Annotated in this window: 10 protein-coding genes; 8 read left to right on the plus strand and 2 right to left on the minus strand. The window is 41.2% G+C overall.

The window, feature by feature from the left end; genetic code table 11:
• Window positions 1–81 precede the first annotated feature (81 nt).
• A complete protein-coding gene (purL, locus tag AACZ88_RS02850; protein WP_339705878.1) occupies window positions 82–3780 on the plus strand; it encodes a phosphoribosylformylglycinamidine synthase in 3699 nt (1232 codons plus the stop codon).
• Between the two features lie 4 nt (window positions 3781–3784).
• The gene (locus AACZ88_RS02855) at window positions 3785–4243 is read left to right on the plus strand and encodes a GNAT family N-acetyltransferase (RefSeq protein WP_339705881.1); all 459 of its coding nucleotides are present in this window, start codon (window positions 3785–3787) and stop codon (window positions 4241–4243) included.
• A 224-nt stretch (window positions 4244–4467) separates the two neighbouring features.
• Here the strand turns inward: AACZ88_RS02855 and AACZ88_RS02860 are convergent, their stop codons facing one another.
• On the minus strand, window positions 4468–5571 hold the full coding sequence (locus AACZ88_RS02860; RefSeq protein WP_339705884.1) for a collagen-like protein: 1104 nt from the start codon (window positions 5569–5571) through the stop codon (window positions 4468–4470).
• Between the two features lie 154 nt (window positions 5572–5725).
• Between AACZ88_RS02860 and AACZ88_RS02865 the strand changes: the two genes are divergently transcribed.
• Entirely contained in the window at window positions 5726–6178 is a 453-nt protein-coding gene (locus AACZ88_RS02865) for a GNAT family N-acetyltransferase (protein WP_339705887.1), read from the plus strand.
• A 58-nt stretch (window positions 6179–6236) separates the two neighbouring features.
• On the opposite strand, the gene AACZ88_RS02870 is transcribed toward AACZ88_RS02865, so the two are convergent.
• A complete protein-coding gene (locus AACZ88_RS02870) occupies window positions 6237–8837 on the minus strand; it encodes a T9SS type A sorting domain-containing protein (RefSeq protein ID WP_339705890.1) in 2601 nt (866 codons plus the stop codon).
• Window positions 8838–9100: 263 nt separating this feature from the next.
• On the opposite strand from AACZ88_RS02870, the gene AACZ88_RS02875 reads away from it, so the two are divergent.
• The 5 genes from AACZ88_RS02875 (at window position 9101) to AACZ88_RS02895 (ending at window position 17126) form a co-directional block, all read left to right on the plus strand.
• Complete coding sequence (locus tag AACZ88_RS02875; protein WP_339705892.1) at window positions 9101–10873, plus strand: AMP-dependent synthetase/ligase; 1773 nt, start codon at window positions 9101–9103, stop codon at window positions 10871–10873.
• A gap of 131 nt (window positions 10874–11004) precedes the next feature.
• Window positions 11005–11451, plus strand: coding sequence for a MarR family transcriptional regulator (locus AACZ88_RS02880; protein ID WP_339705893.1), 447 nt, complete (start codon window positions 11005–11007; stop codon window positions 11449–11451).
• A gap of 245 nt (window positions 11452–11696) precedes the next feature.
• Window positions 11697–14102, plus strand: a complete 2406-nt coding sequence (locus tag AACZ88_RS02885) for a 3-hydroxyacyl-CoA dehydrogenase/enoyl-CoA hydratase family protein (protein ID WP_339705896.1) — start codon at window positions 11697–11699, stop codon at window positions 14100–14102.
• Window positions 14103–14106: 4 nt separating this feature from the next.
• Entirely contained in the window at window positions 14107–15297 is a 1191-nt protein-coding gene (locus AACZ88_RS02890) for an acetyl-CoA C-acyltransferase (RefSeq protein ID WP_339705899.1), read from the plus strand.
• Window positions 15298–15314: 17 nt separating this feature from the next.
• Window positions 15315–17126, plus strand: coding sequence for an acyl-CoA dehydrogenase family protein (locus tag AACZ88_RS02895; protein WP_339705902.1), 1812 nt, complete (start codon window positions 15315–15317; stop codon window positions 17124–17126).
• Window positions 17127–17186 lie beyond the last annotated feature (60 nt).

Here is a 17186-nt window from a genome sequence, read left to right on the forward strand (position 1 = left end):
AACATGTTGATTATTCAACAAAAAAGATTGACCAAAAAGCCGTAAATTTGCGCTTTCTTAACCTAGTAATTCAAAAAGTCAATGATTCACTTTTTCGGGGATGCAGATACCAAAGTTTTTGCAGTACAAACGAGCCAAGAACTTTCAAAAATAGACACAGAAAAATTAACATGGTTGTTTGGCAACCAACCCAAAATAAATGCGGCGTCACTTGACGCCTTTTTTATTGGGCCACGGGCAGCCATGGTAACCCCTTGGAGTACCAATGCCACTGAAATCACCCAAAACATGGGGGTTTCGGGAATCATACGTATTGAAGAGTTCGAACCTGCAAAGGAAAACTCATCAAATTTTGACCCCATGCTATCCCAAAAGTACAACGGACTTTCCCAAGAGATTTTCAGCATAGCAATTACCCCTGAGCCGATACGTCAAATCGATGATGTTGCGGCCTACAATTCGCAAGAAGGACTGGCCCTGAACGAAGAAGAAGTTCTCTATTTAGAGAAACTCTCTGAAAAAATTGGACGAAAATTGACCGACTCGGAAGTATTCGGGTTCAGTCAAGTAAACTCCGAACATTGTCGCCATAAAATTTTTAATGGCACATTCGTAATCGATGGAAAAGAAATGCCCTCATCGCTTTTCAAATTGATTAAAAAGACTTCACAAGAAAATCCGAACAACATTATATCGGCCTACAAAGACAATGTAGCTTTTGTAAAAGGTCCGAAAGTGGTGCAATTTGCTCCAAAAACAGCCGATAAACCTGATTTTTATCAAGAAAAAGAATTTGATTCGGTCATTTCTCTAAAAGCGGAGACGCACAACTTCCCTACTACGGTCGAACCTTTTAATGGTGCCGCTACGGGATCCGGTGGTGAAATACGAGATCGTTTGGCTGGAGGGAAAGGCTCTCTACCACTCGCAGGAACAGCTGTTTATATGACAGCCTATTCACGACTAGAAAAAGATAGGCCTTGGGAAAAACAAATGGATGCACGCGAATGGCTTTATCAAACCCCCATGGACATTTTGATAAAAGCGTCAAACGGAGCTTCTGATTTTGGCAATAAATTCGGACAACCGTTAATTGCAGGTTCGGTACTTACCTTTGAACACGATGAAGCTAATGATAGTGGTTCTAGTACCGCAGCACAAGCACGTAGATTGGGTTACGACAAGGTCATCATGCAGGCCGGTGGTATCGGTTACGGCAAAACGGACCAAGCCCTTAAAGACACGCCTCAAAACGGTGATAAAATTGTGATTCTTGGTGGCGACAACTATCGGATAGGTATGGGCGGAGCGGCCGTTTCCAGTGCAGACACGGGGGAATTCAGTTCTGCCATTGAACTGAACGCCGTACAACGTTCCAATCCTGAAATGCAAAAACGGGCAGCCAATGCCGTGCGAGGTATGGTCGAAAGTGAAACAAACCCGATTGTATCCATTCACGATCACGGGGCAGGCGGTCACCTTAACTGCCTCTCTGAATTGGTCGAAGATACAGGTGGAAAAATAGACCTAGACAAATTACCGGTGGGCGACCCTACGCTTTCTGCAAAGGAAATTATCGGTAACGAATCTCAAGAACGAATGGGGCTCGTAATCGGCAAAAAAGATGTTGCTTTATTACACCGTATCGCTGATAGGGAAAGGTCGCCGATGTATGAGGTAGGCGATGTAACAGGCGATCATAGATTTACTTTCGAGTCACAAAGCAAAGGTGACAAACCCATGGATATGGATTTGGAGGATATGTTCGGAAGTTCTCCAAGAACAGTGATGACCGATAAAACCATCAAGAGGGACTATAAGAACCCTGAATACACCTTGGAATTCTTTCACCACTATTTAGAACAAGTTTTACAGCTTGAAGCTGTCGCCTGCAAAGACTGGCTTACGAATAAAGTAGATCGTTGTGTCGGTGGCCGGGTCGCCAAGCAGCAATGCGCCGGTCCTTTGCAACTTCCGCTAAACAATTGTGGCGTGATGACGCTAGATTTTAAAGGGAAGGAAGGAATTGCGACCAGTATCGGCCACTCCCCCATTTCTGGATTGATCAATCCTGCTGCCGGAAGCAAAAACAGTATTGCCGAAGCTTTGACCAATATTATTTGGGCACCCTTAAAAGACGGATTACAATCCGTGTCCCTTTCCGCGAACTGGATGTGGCCTTGTAAAAATGAAGGGGAAGATGCCAGACTCTATGAGGCGGTTCAGGCCGTTTCGGATTTTTCCATCGCACTCGGCATCAATGTACCTACCGGAAAGGACTCACTTTCCATGAAACAGAAATACAAAGATGGCGATGTAATCTCGCCAGGAACCGTTATTATTTCAGCCGCTGGAAATTGTGATGACATCACCAAGGTCGTAGAGCCGGTATTTCAGAAAGACGGTGGGGCCATCTATTATATCAATTTATCCAAAGATGCTTATAAACTAGGAGGTTCTTCCTTTTTGCAAGTACGAAATTCAATTGGTCAAGAAACACCAACGATTACCAATGCGGACTATTTCAAAACAGTCTTTAATACGCTTCAAAATTTAATCAAAGACGGAGCAATCGTTGCCGGTCATGACGTTGCTTCCGGAGGTTTAATAACTACGTTATTGGAGTTATGCTTTGCAGACATCGATTTGGGGGCGACCCTTGATTTAACAACTTTGGGTGAAGAAGATACCATTAAACTATTATTCTCCGAAAATGCAGGTATTGTCTTTCAGGCTCAAAATGAGTCCGTTGAAACAGTTTTAACTGATGCCCAGATAGATTTCAAAAAATTAGGAAAAGTAGTTTTCGAGAGTACGCTGACCATTAAAAATGGGGGTATGGAAATGGGCTTGAACATTGCATCGCTACGTGATGTCTGGTTTAAAACTTCCTATTTGTTGGATGCTAAACAAACGGCGAACGGACTAGCCAAAGAACGCTACAAAAATTACAAGCAGCAATCGCTTGCGTACACTTTCCCTAAAAACTTTGTCAATGAACGCCCTGTATATCCTACTCAAACCGCAAGGCCCAAAGCGGCCATCTTAAGGGAAAAAGGAAGTAATTCGGAACGGGAAATGGCCAATGCCATGTATTTGGCGGGTTTTGATGTAAAAGACGTACACATGACCGATCTTATTTCGGGGCGTGAAACTTTGGAAGATATTCAATTCATTGGTGCCGTTGGCGGATTTTCAAATTCCGATGTCTTGGGCAGTGCCAAAGGTTGGGCAGGTGCTTTTAAGTATAACGAAAAGGCGAATACCGCTTTAAGGAACTTTTTTGCACGTCCTGATACATTATCCATTGGCATTTGTAATGGTTGCCAATTGTTTATGGAGTTGGATCTGATCAACCCCGAGCATAAAGTCCATGGAAAAATGACGTACAACGACTCGAACAAACACGAAAGCAATTTTACCTCGGTCAAGATCCAAAAAAACAATTCAGTAATGCTTTCCAGTTTGGCAGGTACCACTTTAGGGGTATGGATTTCCCACGGAGAAGGTAAATTTCAATTACCACTTTCCGAAGAAAACTATGAAATCGTTGGTAAATATGGGTACGAAAACTATCCCGCCAACCCGAATGGCAGTGACTTTAACACCGCTATGCTTTGTGATAAAACGGGGCGACATTTGGTGACAATGCCCCATATCGAACGTTCTATCTTCCCATGGAACTGGGCATATTATCCGAAAGATAACACTGATGATGTTTCGCCATGGCTAGAAGCTTTTATTAATGCCAGAAAATGGATTGAAGGTAATAAAGTATAATACAGTGACAATACGTCAAGTAACCAAAGAAGATCTTCCCGCTATCGTTGAAATGTTGGCCAATGACAAACTGGGACGATTACGGGAAGACTTTCAGATTCCTTTGCCCAAAGTATACGTTCAAGCCTTTGAACGAATTAAAGCGGATAAAAATCAAGAACTGTTGACTGTAGAAAATGAGGAGCAAGAGCCTATAGCCACTTTTCAGTTGAGTTTTATTCCCTATCTCACCTACCAAGGCGGTATACGGTGCCAAATAGAAAATGTAAGGGTCAGGGACGATTATACAGGGAAGGGTATCGGCAGACAAATGTTCGCATGGATTATAGAAAGGGCAAAGCAAAAAGGCGCTCATGTCGTACAATTAACCTCTGATAAACAGCGCCCTCATGCGATTCGATTTTATGAAAAGTTAGGATTTTCAGCTTCACATGAAGGAATGAAACTCCATCTAGCCCCCTAGAGGTTTTTAGCGAGGTGCGAAACTACAAGTATTGAAATCTCATGTTTAGAGATGCCGCACAGGCAAATACGGTGGATTATACTACAGGGGTACCTGCGTGGCAATTTAGCTTCAGACGCTTAATGGGTAGCTTATTTTGGTATCAGTAACCATACTAGAACTTAAAAAGGCCAGCTTTCAGACAGCCATTATTAATTCAATAATTGCCTTAAACCCTAAAACAATTAGTCCGTATTAACCGTGTTTCCGTTTGATATCAGCGTATTCTTGTCGGTAATACCCTGACCCGTGGGTGCAGCTGCAGGGGCTTGTTGAATGAATATTATCCTTTCGGTTAAAGAAGGGGTGAGGCCCGCTAATTGACTTAGAAGCCCATTAACACTTGACACGGAGAGCATATTTGAACTAAGGTCAATATATTGGCTTTGAGGACTTATTCTGGACAATGCGGGCAGAGAGATAGTTTGCAATGCGTCATTGTAGGCTATATCTAGATTATCTAGAGCCGCTAATTGAGGGAATGCTATACTTGTAATTATGGGGTTGAATGTAATTTCCATGTGCCCCCCGGCATCCAATAATGGAAAATTAATACTTACTAAGCTATCGTTTTTATAAAAACTAAAAAAATTGGTAATTTCAATCAACATCGGAAAATCTACACTTGTTAAGTTGCTTTCCGAGATTCCAATAGCGTACGAGGTCTTTAGCACAGAAAAATCAATACTATCCAAGGCCGTATTTCCATAAATATTGATATAGCCAGAGTTTTCCAATGAGGGAAAATCAATGCTTTTTAGCACCACATTACCAGTGATAGTAGTAAACCCATAAATCCGATTTAAATTGCCAAAAGATACTGAGAGCAACGCGTGATTATCAAAAATCCGGACATCTTGCCTAACTTCAGTCAAAGTTGGCATCGTTACACTAGTGAGGGCAGAATTTTCAAAAATTACCAAACTTATTAACTCTATGGAATCACCAACCATACTTAGGTCAAGGTTGGTCAGATTTGTTGTATTCTGAACAGTAACATATTGGGTATTACTTCCAAAATCATCCAATATAATCTGGCTAGCCTCGGAATCGGTTATATTGCCTGTCAATACAATGTGGGTCTTCCCTGAATTAACCTCACCATCCGCACCGTCTGTACCATCGATACCATCTGCTCCGTCCGCACCATCGACACCGTCCGTACCATCGACACCGTCTACACCATCGATACCGTCCACACCATCTTCAGCGGTACAGCCGGAAATAGAGATCCCTAGAAACAAACACGTTAATATTGTAAAAATAATTTTGAACATTTTGGTTTTCATCCATTTAAATTTTTGGCTTTTTATAACGTATTTGAGCACAATTTATTTCGCGATTGGCACTTTTATAACTTCGATCTATGAAAAAAATTCCAATACTACAAAACTCTTTATTGAAAGTCATTTAACAAAACTACCTAGTTTTTTAAGAATATAAATGAATATCCGACCAGTCACTGAAAAAGACCTTCCCGCTATCGTTGAAATGTTGGCCAATGACAAACTGGGCCGCCTTCGGGAAGATTTTCAAACTCCTTTGCCCAAAGTATACTATAAAGCCTTTGAACGCATTGTCGCGGATAAAAATCAAGAACTGCTGACCGTAGAAAATGAGGATCAAGAGCCTATAGCCACTTTTCAGTTGAGTTTTATTCCCTATCTCACCTACCAAGGCGGCATACGCTGCCAAGTAGAAAATGTAAGGGTCAGGGATGATTACACTAGGAAGGGTATCGGCAAACAAATGTTCGAGTGGATTGTAGCAAGGGCCAAGCAAAAGGGCGCTCATGTCATACAATTAACTTCTGACAAGCAACGCCCCGATGCGATTCGATTTTATGAAAACATAGGTTTTTCGGCTACCCATGAAGGGCTAAAGCTGCATCTATAATATTCCTACTTAACTATAAACACTGCATCGACGTTAATAGAGGAACCAGAGAATAAGATTATTTAATCATCAACTTATTGCTCCAAATTTTATCGTTCGTGCTTTTCAATTTATAGAAATACAGTCCAGAAGACAGGTTGTTCCTATCTATTACAATCATATTCTGCCCTGGTTTAGTGTCGCCCTGCATATCATGTGATATCATTTTTTTACCTGTAATATTGAACAGTTCAAACGTGAATTTTCCAGCAGATTCTTCGTAAAAATAAAGTTTCGCCTCCGTATCCACAGGATTGGGGTATAGAAAAGATTTTGTGAGGTCATCGCTTAGAAAAGCGGCCGATTCCTCTTTATTATTAAAGGAGACATTCGATAATTTCATCTGTTTTTCTTCCGCATATCCATTTTCAGCTATTAAATTAAAATTAATAACTTTTATACTCGAAAAATCAGTGGCAGCCTCATTGATGTCTTTAAACTCCGCAGCGGGTATATCGAAAATCTCGGTATCTGAAGTCAGGTTAACGGTCGTTGTAAAAATCGCCCCATCACCTGTAGTTAATTTCACCTCTAAAGTACCCGTGCCGGAGGCTTCAAAAGATAATTTCTTATAATCGGATAAATCGACGGGAGTAAATCTCGGACTCATAGCCCTATATACTCCTATATAATTGGAGGTAGTTCCACTTAATTCTATATTACGTTCGACCGGGTAACCGTTCTCTGTATAAGGAGTTTCAGTCGCTAGAACTTGATAGGTCTGAGTTAATGTACCTTCTGCAGAATCATCAAGACCCCAGGGAGCATCTGCCACAAATAAATCATCGGGTGTATCACCGTTATTATTACTGACCCTGAAACCGAAGTCAAAAATACCGCCGGTTTTTAGAGATACAGCATCTAAATATCCCTCAATAGGCGCTGCCAAACCAATACTTTCAGTGTCACTGGTCTCGGTTTTTTTCATACCGCCTTCGAGGCTGATCTGTTCAGATTTATTGTTGTTCACCAAATTCAACAAGACCTCTCCTTTTTCGTATTTTGCCGATTTCACAAATACAGGCGGCGGGGTAGACCCTTTATATGTAGCGATTGGAGAATACACCTCCAAAAGATTCAATATTTCATCGGCTAGGGCCAATAAATCATCGATCGTGTTCGACCAAATCTGAAAATTGTAATACGATGTATTGTCGGCATAAGCATCAATATTCCAATGCGACTCGACAATAAACTTATCATCTGCATCCAATCGTGCAGAAAAGGTCAATGCAAATTCGGTATTACCATCGGGCTGTTTAATGATTGATTTTATAAAATCCTTTTCACGGAGTTGTAGGTTTGAAACAGATAATAACTGCGCCCCCAAAAATCGATCACAAATAAACTTGCTATGTTCATAGACCTTCTCATCGGTCTTTATAACCATCAAGGCTCCAATATTATCTGAATCTTTGAGGTAATCTACCGAATAAATATCCGAAGCATTTGTCAAATCCAATAAATCACTGGGAGAAGATTCAATGGTACTGGTTTCCCCTACTACACCCAAAGGAACCAAACTCGAAAGCGGAATAGCACTTACGGAAACTTTACCACTTTTCTTGGCATAGGTTGCACCCTTTTTAAGCTTCTTAGCGACGTTCTTATCAAAAACATAATTGTTCTTAGCTCTATTATAGTTGCGATTACTTATCAGAGTTGACAAACGGTCATTACTCTCCAACCCTCCACTGTTCGCCCCTGAGGTCAGGGTTATTTCAGGACAAGTCGCAACCCCGGAGCAAGAAGGGTCGTCACAGTCTACAAGACCGTCTCCGTCATCATCCAAGCCATTGATACAATCTTCCTGGGGAACAGGAGCCGTAGGACATCTCGCACCATCATTACTTGATGCTGCGGGCCCGAAAGCAAAGATATTCGACTGTATGATGCCAAGGGAAATGTCTTGTGCTCTTTCTATTTTATAAACGGAACCTGTCTGATTGGCCGAAACATAAAAATTACCATCTAAATCAAAATAGACAGCGCCAAAAGTATAGTTTAATCCTTGCAGAATGGGTACTACCCCAAGCGCCTCTACTTCACCTGTTTCACCCGTTATTCTATAAAGTATGTTCGTACCTTTTTCAACAGTGTACAATTTATTGTCTTGGGCATTAAACGCCCAATCGTGTATACTGAGACTTTTACTCAATGTAAACTTCCCAAGATATTCGAGGTAATTCTCAGATTCAGGATTTAGGTCGATTTTATAGTAAGAAGCCCCCCCAGCCTTAAAATGGTAAATACCATCAGTTGAGATATCGCCAACATACTTATTGCCAGTAGGCAGTTCGGGTATGGTAAATTGTTCGGCACTAAAATCTTTTCCGATCCGCACAATTGATTTTTGGGGACTGGACAAATAACCCCAAATATAGCCATCCAAAGAATTATAGGCAGCAGCATTTACATTTCCACTGGTAATATTTTCAGCAACAAGGTACGAACTACCAGAAGCCAGATCTAAGGCATAAATATCGTTGTATTGAAAAAGGTAGGCATTGTAATCACATTCAAAAGGATCTGATTGTGCCTGTAACATAAGCCCTGGCAAAAACATTAAATAACTAATATTTTTAATCCAAGAGAAGCGTTTTGAGTAGTTTTTGGCCATAATATAAAATAATCAAGGTGAACAGTAACATTTGGGATGTTTATAGCAAAAAAAAGCTAAAGTTTTTTCTTACGTCTAACTAATTCATAGATATAACTAGTTCACGCTTAATTTATTGTAATCCTCGGTCACAATTAGGTAAAGGTACTGGCGCTGGCATTTAATTTTTAATGATTTGACAAAAGACCTCGATTAATTTTAGTGATCTTATTTTAAAATCCATCTGCTTTTCATATTTTGCAAGAACGTATCAAAACTCGATTATGCAAAATATCACTCGTCTTTTCGATTTCCCATATTATCAATTGGAGAAATATAATTTGGAAAAATCCCTAGTTACCAAATACGATGGAAAATGGATTGCCACATCAACACGGGAATATATCGACAAGGCAAACGCAATCAGTCGAGCATTACTAAGATTAGGGATCGAGCCAAATGACAAAATTGCCCTAATATCTTTGACAAATAGAACCGAGTGGAACATCATGGACATTGGTATTCTGCAATTGGGTGCCCAAAACGTACCGATATACCCCACGATTTCGAAAGATGATTATGCCTATGTACTTAATCATTCCGAATCAAAATATTGTTTTGTTTCATGTGCCGAAGTCTACGAAAAGGTAATGGCCGTAAAAGATCAGGTTCCTACGTTGGTAGAGGTATACTCCTTCGATCAGTTACATGATTGTAAGAATTGGAATGAAATACTTGAATTGGGCGCCGATCCATCGAATCAAAACGAAGTGGAGGCACTTAAAGAAAAGGTGAAACCTGATGATTTGGCCACCTTGATATACACATCGGGTACAACGGGCAGGCCGAAAGGAGTAATGCTATCCCACAGCAATGTTGTCAGCAATGCACTTGAAAGTGCCAAAAGACTCGCCATTGATTACGGCAAAACCAAGTGCCTAAGCTTTCTACCGGTTTGTCATATTTATGAGCGTATGATGATATACCTCTATCAATATGCCGGCGTCACGATATATTTTGCCGAATCAATGGATAAAATCAGTGAAAATCTAAAAGAAGCGGCACCCCACGTAATGACTGCCGTACCCCGTTTGTTGGAAAAAGTTTATGATAAGATCATAGCAAAAGGTACTGACTTATCAGGTATCAAAAAGAAATTATTCTTTTGGGCGGTAGAATTAGGATTGAAATATGAACCCTACGGACAAAACGGTTGGTGGTACGAACAAAAGTTGGCATTGGCGCGAAAGCTTATTTTCAGTAAATGGAAAGAGGGTCTTGGGGGAAACCTTTCGTTAATTTCCTCCGGGAGTGCAGCCCTGCAACCTCGATTGGCCCGTATATTCAATGCAGCTGAATTCGGGGTAATGGAAGGCTATGGCCTTACAGAAACCTCACCAGTGGTTTCAGTAAACGACATGCGGGATGGCGGATTCCGTATCGGCACTGTCGGGAAACTTCTTGACCGAACCGAGGTGAAAATAGCCGATGACGGTGAGATTTGCGTAAAAGGTCCTCAGGTAATGATCGGTTATTATAAGAATCCAGAAAAAACAAGTGAAGTACTAATAGATGGATATTTTCATACTGGTGATATCGGTGAAGTCGATGCGGACGGGTTTCTTAAAATAACCGATCGTAAAAAAGAGATGTTCAAAACTTCCGGCGGTAAATATGTGGCTCCACAATTGCTTGAAAACCGTTTCAAACAGTCACGTTTTATCGAACAAATAATGGTTATCGGGGAGGGAGAAAAAATGCCAGCGGCCTTTATTCAGCCAGATTTTGATTTTTTAAGGAGTTGGGCAGAACGACATCAAATATCGTATTCATCCGATGAAGAGCTTATAAAAAATCCAAAAGTACACGATCGGTTCCAAGAAGAGGTCAACGTCGCGAACGAGAACTTTGCCAAATGGGAGAAGGTTAAACAATTTCGTCTTACACCAGACACATGGAGCGTTGAAGGACGCCACCTTACCCCCACCATGAAACTTAAGCGCAAGGTTATAAAGGAAATTTACATCGCACTGTATAATGATATTTATGGTCATTAAATTCTAATAATTTCTGACTTGACACCTTATTTCAATCAAAGAAATTAAAAACAAATTCCGCTATTTTTTTTAAAATATATTATGCGTGCATAATATATTTTCTTATATTTGAAAGTGAATAACCACTTTTGATGAAAGAGATGACCATAGATTATGCATTGCGTGCTACCTGGCAGGCAGTTGCACGAATGTACAATGAACAGGCTAAGAATTACGGGTCGACCATGGCCGTGGGTTTTACCCTATTGAGTATTGACCCTAAAACCGGTACGCCATCAACGGCCTTAGGGCCGAAAATGGGCATGGAAGCTACCAGTCTGTCCCGCATATTAAAAAGAATGGAAGAACAAGAACTTATTCAGCGTAAGCCAAACCCGAAAGACGGCAGGGGAGTGCTCATACATTTGACTGATTTCGGCTTAGAAAAACGAAATGACTCCAAAGCGGCAGTGCTTCGTTTCAACGAGGCTATTCGAGAAAATATCAATACAGAACAAATAGAGGTCTTTTTTGAGGTTATGGAGGTAATTACACAACTCATAAGTGAGAAAAAAATATACAGTGAAATTAATGAGTAGTGTTTATGGCTTCAAAATGATACAGGGTGTCGGTCGGTTGAAACTAGAAAAAAATTAGAAAATCAATAGAAATATCATGAAAGCAATCTTGAAATATATAGAAACTGTTTGTAAAAAAGGGTTGGAATATTTTTTCAACACTCGAACTCCTCAAATAATTCCACTACACGTTTTTAGCAAACAAAAGCCATTAGTATAGTAATTTCTTAGCATTTTAAACTTAACAACCTAATACGATAGAATCAATGAACAAGCATATTAAAAAAGTAGCGGTAATAGGTTCCGGTATTATGGGCAGTGGCATAGCTTGCCATTTCGCCAATATTGGAGTTGAAGTATTGCTATTGGATATTGTGCCCAGGGAACTCAACGACAAGGAAAAGGCCAAAGGGCTTACACTCGAAGACAAGGTGGTGCGCAACCGGTTGGTAAATGATTCGTTGGCAGCGGCACTAAAGTCAAAGCCCTCCCCTATTTACCATCAAAAGTTCGCCAATCGAATTGCTACCGGAAACTTGGAAGATGATATTTCTAAAATCGCCAACGTAGATTGGATTATTGAGGTTGTTGTAGAGCGGTTGGATATCAAGAAAAAGGTATTTGAAAATCTTGAACAGTATCGAACCAAAGGCACCTTGATTACCTCGAACACTTCCGGTATCCCTATAAAATTTATGTCCGAAGGACGAAGCGAAGATTTTCAAAAACATTTTTGTGGTACCCACTTCTTTAATCCTGCCCGTTATTTAAAATTGTTCGAGATTATCCCCGGACCGGAAACTGCCCCGGAAGTATTGGACTTCCTTAATAGTTATGGGGAGCAATTTTTGGGAAAAACATCGGTTGTCGCTAAAGATACTCCTGCTTTCATAGGAAATCGCATTGGCATATTTAGCATTCAGAGTCTCTTCCATATGGTAAAAGACTTGGAAATGACCGTTGAAGAAGTTGATAAATTAACAGGACCGGTTATCGGTCGACCAAAATCGGCTACTTTCAGAACTGTTGATGTCGTAGGTTTAGACACCTTAGTACATGTGGCCAACGGTATCTTTGAAAACTGCAAAGAGGATGAACGTATAGAATTATTTAAACTTCCTGGTTTTATTGATACCATGATGACCAACAAATGGTTAGGCAGTAAAACAGGACAAGGTTTTTATAAAAAATCAAAAGACAAGGAAGGTAAAACCGAAATTTTGACATTGGATTTGGACACGATGGACTATCGTTCGAAGAAGAGTGCCAAATTTGCTACTTTAGAACTTACCAAGACTATTGACAAGGTAGTTGATCGCTTTACTGTGCTCGTCAAAGGAAAAGACAAAGCCGGTGAATTTTACCGAAAGAGCTTCGGCCAGTTGTTCGCATATGTCTCACATAGAATTCCTGAAATCACCGACGAGCTCTATAAAATCGATGATGCCATGAAAGCTGGCTTTGGCTGGGAGCATGGACCCTTTCAGATCTGGGACGCCATTGGACTAGAAAAAGGATTGGAACTCATACAAGCGGAAGGCTTACAAGTAGCCGATTGGGTGAACGAAATGAAATCCGGAGGTACCTCATCGTTTTATACAGTAAAAGAGGGAGCAACGTATTATTACGACATTCCTCGTAACTCTATGGAAAAAGTCCCTGGCCAAGATGCCTTTATTATTTTAGATAACATTAGAAAATCAAACGAAGTCTTTAAAAACAAAGGAGTTGTTATTGAAGATTTGGGCGACGGTATCTTGAATATTGAATTCCAATCGAAAATGAATACCATAGGAGCCGATGTCTTGGTCGGCTTGAACAAAGCTATTGACCTAGCTGAAAAAGATTTTCAAGGGTTGGTCGTAGGTAATCAAGGAGCCAACTTCTCGGTGGGCGCCAACATCGGTATGATATTTATGATGGCCGTCGAACAAGAATACGACGAATTGAATCATTCTATAAAGATGTTTCAAGACACCATGATGCGAATGCGCTATTCGGCAATTCCAACTATATCAGCGCCTCATGGCATGTGTTTGGGAGGAGGTTGTGAGCTTTCATTGCATGCCGACAAAGTAGTGGCTGCAGCTGAAACTTATATCGGACTTGTGGAATTTGGAGTCGGGGTAATCCCAGGTGGTGGTGGATCAAAAGAATTCGCTCTTAGGGCACAGGATACGTTCAAAAAAAATGATGTTGAATTGAACGTACTTCAAGAGTATTTCTTGACCATCGGAATGGCAAAGGTATCAACTTCTGCCCACGAAGCCTATGATTTAGGAATTCTTCAGCACGGAAAAGATATTGTCGTCATCAATAAAGACCGACAAATAGCAACCGCTAAGGCCCATGCCAAATTAATGGCGGAAGCGGGCTATACACAACCGCCCAAACGCAAAGACATTAAAGTCTTGGGAAAACAGGCGCTAGGTATGTTTTTAGTAGGTACCGATTCTATGGAAGCTAGTCACTACATAAGTGAACACGATAAAAAAATCGCCAATAAACTAGCTTATGTTATGGCAGGTGGAGATTTATCGGAACCCACTTTGGTCAACGAACAGTATTTATTGGATTTGGAACGCGAGGCATTTTTATCACTCTGTACCGAAAGAAAAACATTGGAGCGTATTCAACACATGTTAAAAACAGGTAAACCGCTAAGAAATTAAAAAAATGAAAACTGCATATATAGTTAAAGCATATCGAACGGCCGTAGGAAAAGCTCCCAAGGGTGTATTCCGCTTTAAGCGAACGGACGAACTGGCAGCCGAAACCATCGATTATATGATGAAAGAACTGCCTGATTTCGATAAAAAAAGAATCGATGATGTTATTGTTGGCAATGCCATGCCCGAAGGATCCCAAGGCCTTAACATGGCCCGGCTCATTTCATTAATGGGCTTGAATATCGTTGATGTACCTGGTGTAACCGTTAATCGCTTTTGTTCTTCAGGAATCGAAACCATTGGTATAGCAACGGCCAAAATTCAATCCGGGATGGCCGATTGTATCATCGCCGGAGGAGCTGAAAGTATGAGTGCCGTCCCCATGACGGGCTACAAAACTGAATTGAACTATGATTTGGTTCATGAAGGTCATGAAGATTATTACTGGGGAATGGGGAATACGGCAGAGGCCGTAGCAAACGAATTTAAGGTATCACGAGAAGATCAAGACGAGTTTGCCTATAACTCTCATATGAAAGCCTTAAAAGCACAAGCGGAAGACCGTTTTCAAGACCAAATTGTGCCCATTGAAGTAGAACAGACATATGTCGATGAAAATGGGAAAAGGGCCACAAAAAAATACACCGTAACCAAAGATGAGGGACCAAGAAAAGGAACCTCGGTCGAAGTGTTGAACAAACTAAGACCCGTATTTGCTGCCGGGGGTAGTGTAACCGCCGGTAATTCGTCGCAAATGAGCGATGGTGCCGCATTTGTTATGGTCATGAGTGAAGAGATGGTCAAAGAACTAAAATTAGAACCTATTGCCCGACTGGTCAATTATGCCGCTGCCGGGGTGCCCCCAAGAATTATGGGGATTGGACCGGTCAAAGCAATTCCTAAGGCATTAAAACAAGCTGGTTTGAAGCAAGATGACGTCGAGTTGATCGAACTTAACGAAGCTTTCGCATCGCAGTCCATCGCCGTAATACGGGAACTGAAACTAAATCCTGATATCGTAAACGTCAATGGTGGTGCAATTGCCTTAGGGCACCCGCTAGGTTGTACAGGGGCTAAATTATCCGTTCAGCTTTTCGATGAAATGCGTAAAAGAAATATGCAGGGAAAGTACGGAATGGTCACTATGTGCGTTGGTACAGGGCAGGGAGCCGCAGGTATCTATGAATTTTTAAATTAGTATAATAAATCATCAACATGAGTACAGAAACTACGAATAAGGATATCCTGCGTGGAGGGCAGTTCCTTGTAAAAGAGACCAAATGTGAAGACATTTTTACTTTGGAAGACCTATCGGAAGAGCAGAAAATGATGCGTGACAGTACCAAAGAATTCGTAGATCGTGAACTTTGGGCACATTGGGAACGCTTTGAGAAAAAAGACTATGCCTATACCGAAGAATGTATGAAAAAGGCAGGTGAACTCGGTCTGTTGAGCGTGGCCGTACCCGAAGCTTACGGTGGTATGGGAATGGGCTTTGTTTCTACCATGTTGGTCTGTGATTATATATCTGGGGCTACTGGTTCCTTTAGTACCGCTTTTGGCGCACATACGGGAATAGGTACCATGCCGATAACCCTATATGGCAGCGAAGAGCAGAAACAAAAATATGTCCCCAAGTTGGCTATGGGCGAATGGTTTGGTGCCTATTGTTTAACCGAACCTGGCGCGGGTTCCGATGCCAATTCGGGCAAAACCAAAGCAGTATTATCGGAAGATGGCAAGCATTATAGCATAACTGGACAGAAGATGTGGATTTCCAATGCAGGTTTCTGCCATATGTTCATTGTCTTTGCCAGAATAGAAGATGATAAATATATTACCGGTTTTATTGTAGAGAACGACCCCGAGAACGGAATTAGTTTTGGAGAGGAAGAAAAAAAATTGGGCATTCACTCCTCCTCTACGCGTCAAGTGTTTTTTAATGATACGAAAGTTCCGGTCGAAAACATGCTCTCAGAAAGAGGCAATGGGTTTAAAATCGCGATGAATGCTTTAAATATCGGTCGTATTAAGCTAGCCGCGGCCTGTTTAGAAGCACAACGAAGAGTAATCAACGAGGCCGTTAACTATGCCAATGAGCGGTTACAATTTAAGACACCGATTATCAATTTTGGTGCAATAAAGTCGAAAATAGCACAAATGGCCACCAATGCCTATGCTGATGAATCGGCCTGTTATCGCGCCGCAAAAAATATCGAAGATAGGATTGCGATACGCGAAGCAGCGGGAAATTCACATCAAGAAGCTGAGTTAAAAGGTGTTGAAGAATATGCTATAGAATGCTCCATTTTAAAAGTTGCCGCATCTGAAGACGTACAAGAAACAACGGATGAGGGCATTCAAATTTTTGGAGGCATGGGCTTCAGTGCCGACGCCCCCATGGAAAAAGCATGGCGCGATGCTAGAATTGCACGAATTTATGAAGGCACCAATGAAATCAACCGGATGCTCGCGGTTGGCATGCTGGTCAAAAAAGCCATGAAAGGCCATGTTGACTTGTTAGGGCCTGCAACCGCAGTCGGGGAAGAATTGATGGGAATACCATCTTTCGACACGCCTGATTTTTCTGAACTTTTTGCTGAAGAAAAGGATTTGATATCCCGATTGAAGAAGGTATTCTTGATGGTAGCCGGAAGTGCAGTACAGAAATTTGGTCCAGAACTTGAGCAACACCAACAGTTAATGCTGGCGGCTGCCGATATTTTAATCAAAATCTATATGGCCGAATCGACCGTTTTAAGAACCGAGAAAAATGCCAAACGTTTTGGGGAAGAATCGCAGGCCGTTCAAACCGCTATGTCGAAGTTGTATTTGTACAATGCCGTCGATACGATTATTCAAAAGGGAAAAGAGGCTATTACATCTTTCGCCGAAGGAGACGAGCAACGCATGATGTTAATGGGCTTAAAACGATTTACAAAATATACAAACAATCCGAACGTGGTAGCGCTACGCGAAGAAATTGCCAATAAGGTTGCTACGGATAATAAGTACACATTCGATTAATTAAAGAATGTCTAACTCAGATCAATAGTGCTGTTTCGACAGAAAAAACCGTCCAATTTT

It is taken from the genome of uncultured Kriegella sp. (assembly GCF_963975415.1).
Taxonomy (GTDB): Bacteria; Bacteroidota; Bacteroidia; order Flavobacteriales; family Flavobacteriaceae; genus Kriegella.

What these genes read in the sequence shown, in the direction of transcription:
- purL (WP_339705878.1), top strand. Translation starts at nt 82, where the DNA reads ATGATTCACTTTTTCGGGGATGCAGATACCAAAGTTTTTGCAGTACAA.
- AACZ88_RS02860 (WP_339705884.1), bottom strand. Translation starts at nt 5,571, where the DNA reads ATGAAAACCAAAATGTTCAAAATTATTTTTACAATATTAACGTGTTTG.
- AACZ88_RS02865 (WP_339705887.1), top strand. Translation starts at nt 5,726, where the DNA reads ATGAATATCCGACCAGTCACTGAAAAAGACCTTCCCGCTATCGTTGAA.
- AACZ88_RS02870 (WP_339705890.1), bottom strand. Translation starts at nt 8,837, where the DNA reads ATGGCCAAAAACTACTCAAAACGCTTCTCTTGGATTAAAAATATTAGT.
- AACZ88_RS02875 (WP_339705892.1), top strand. Translation starts at nt 9,101, where the DNA reads ATGCAAAATATCACTCGTCTTTTCGATTTCCCATATTATCAATTGGAG.
- AACZ88_RS02880 (WP_339705893.1), top strand. Translation starts at nt 11,005, where the DNA reads ATGAAAGAGATGACCATAGATTATGCATTGCGTGCTACCTGGCAGGCA.
- AACZ88_RS02885 (WP_339705896.1), top strand. Translation starts at nt 11,697, where the DNA reads ATGAACAAGCATATTAAAAAAGTAGCGGTAATAGGTTCCGGTATTATG.
- AACZ88_RS02890 (WP_339705899.1), top strand. Translation starts at nt 14,107, where the DNA reads ATGAAAACTGCATATATAGTTAAAGCATATCGAACGGCCGTAGGAAAA.
- AACZ88_RS02895 (WP_339705902.1), top strand. Translation starts at nt 15,315, where the DNA reads ATGAGTACAGAAACTACGAATAAGGATATCCTGCGTGGAGGGCAGTTC.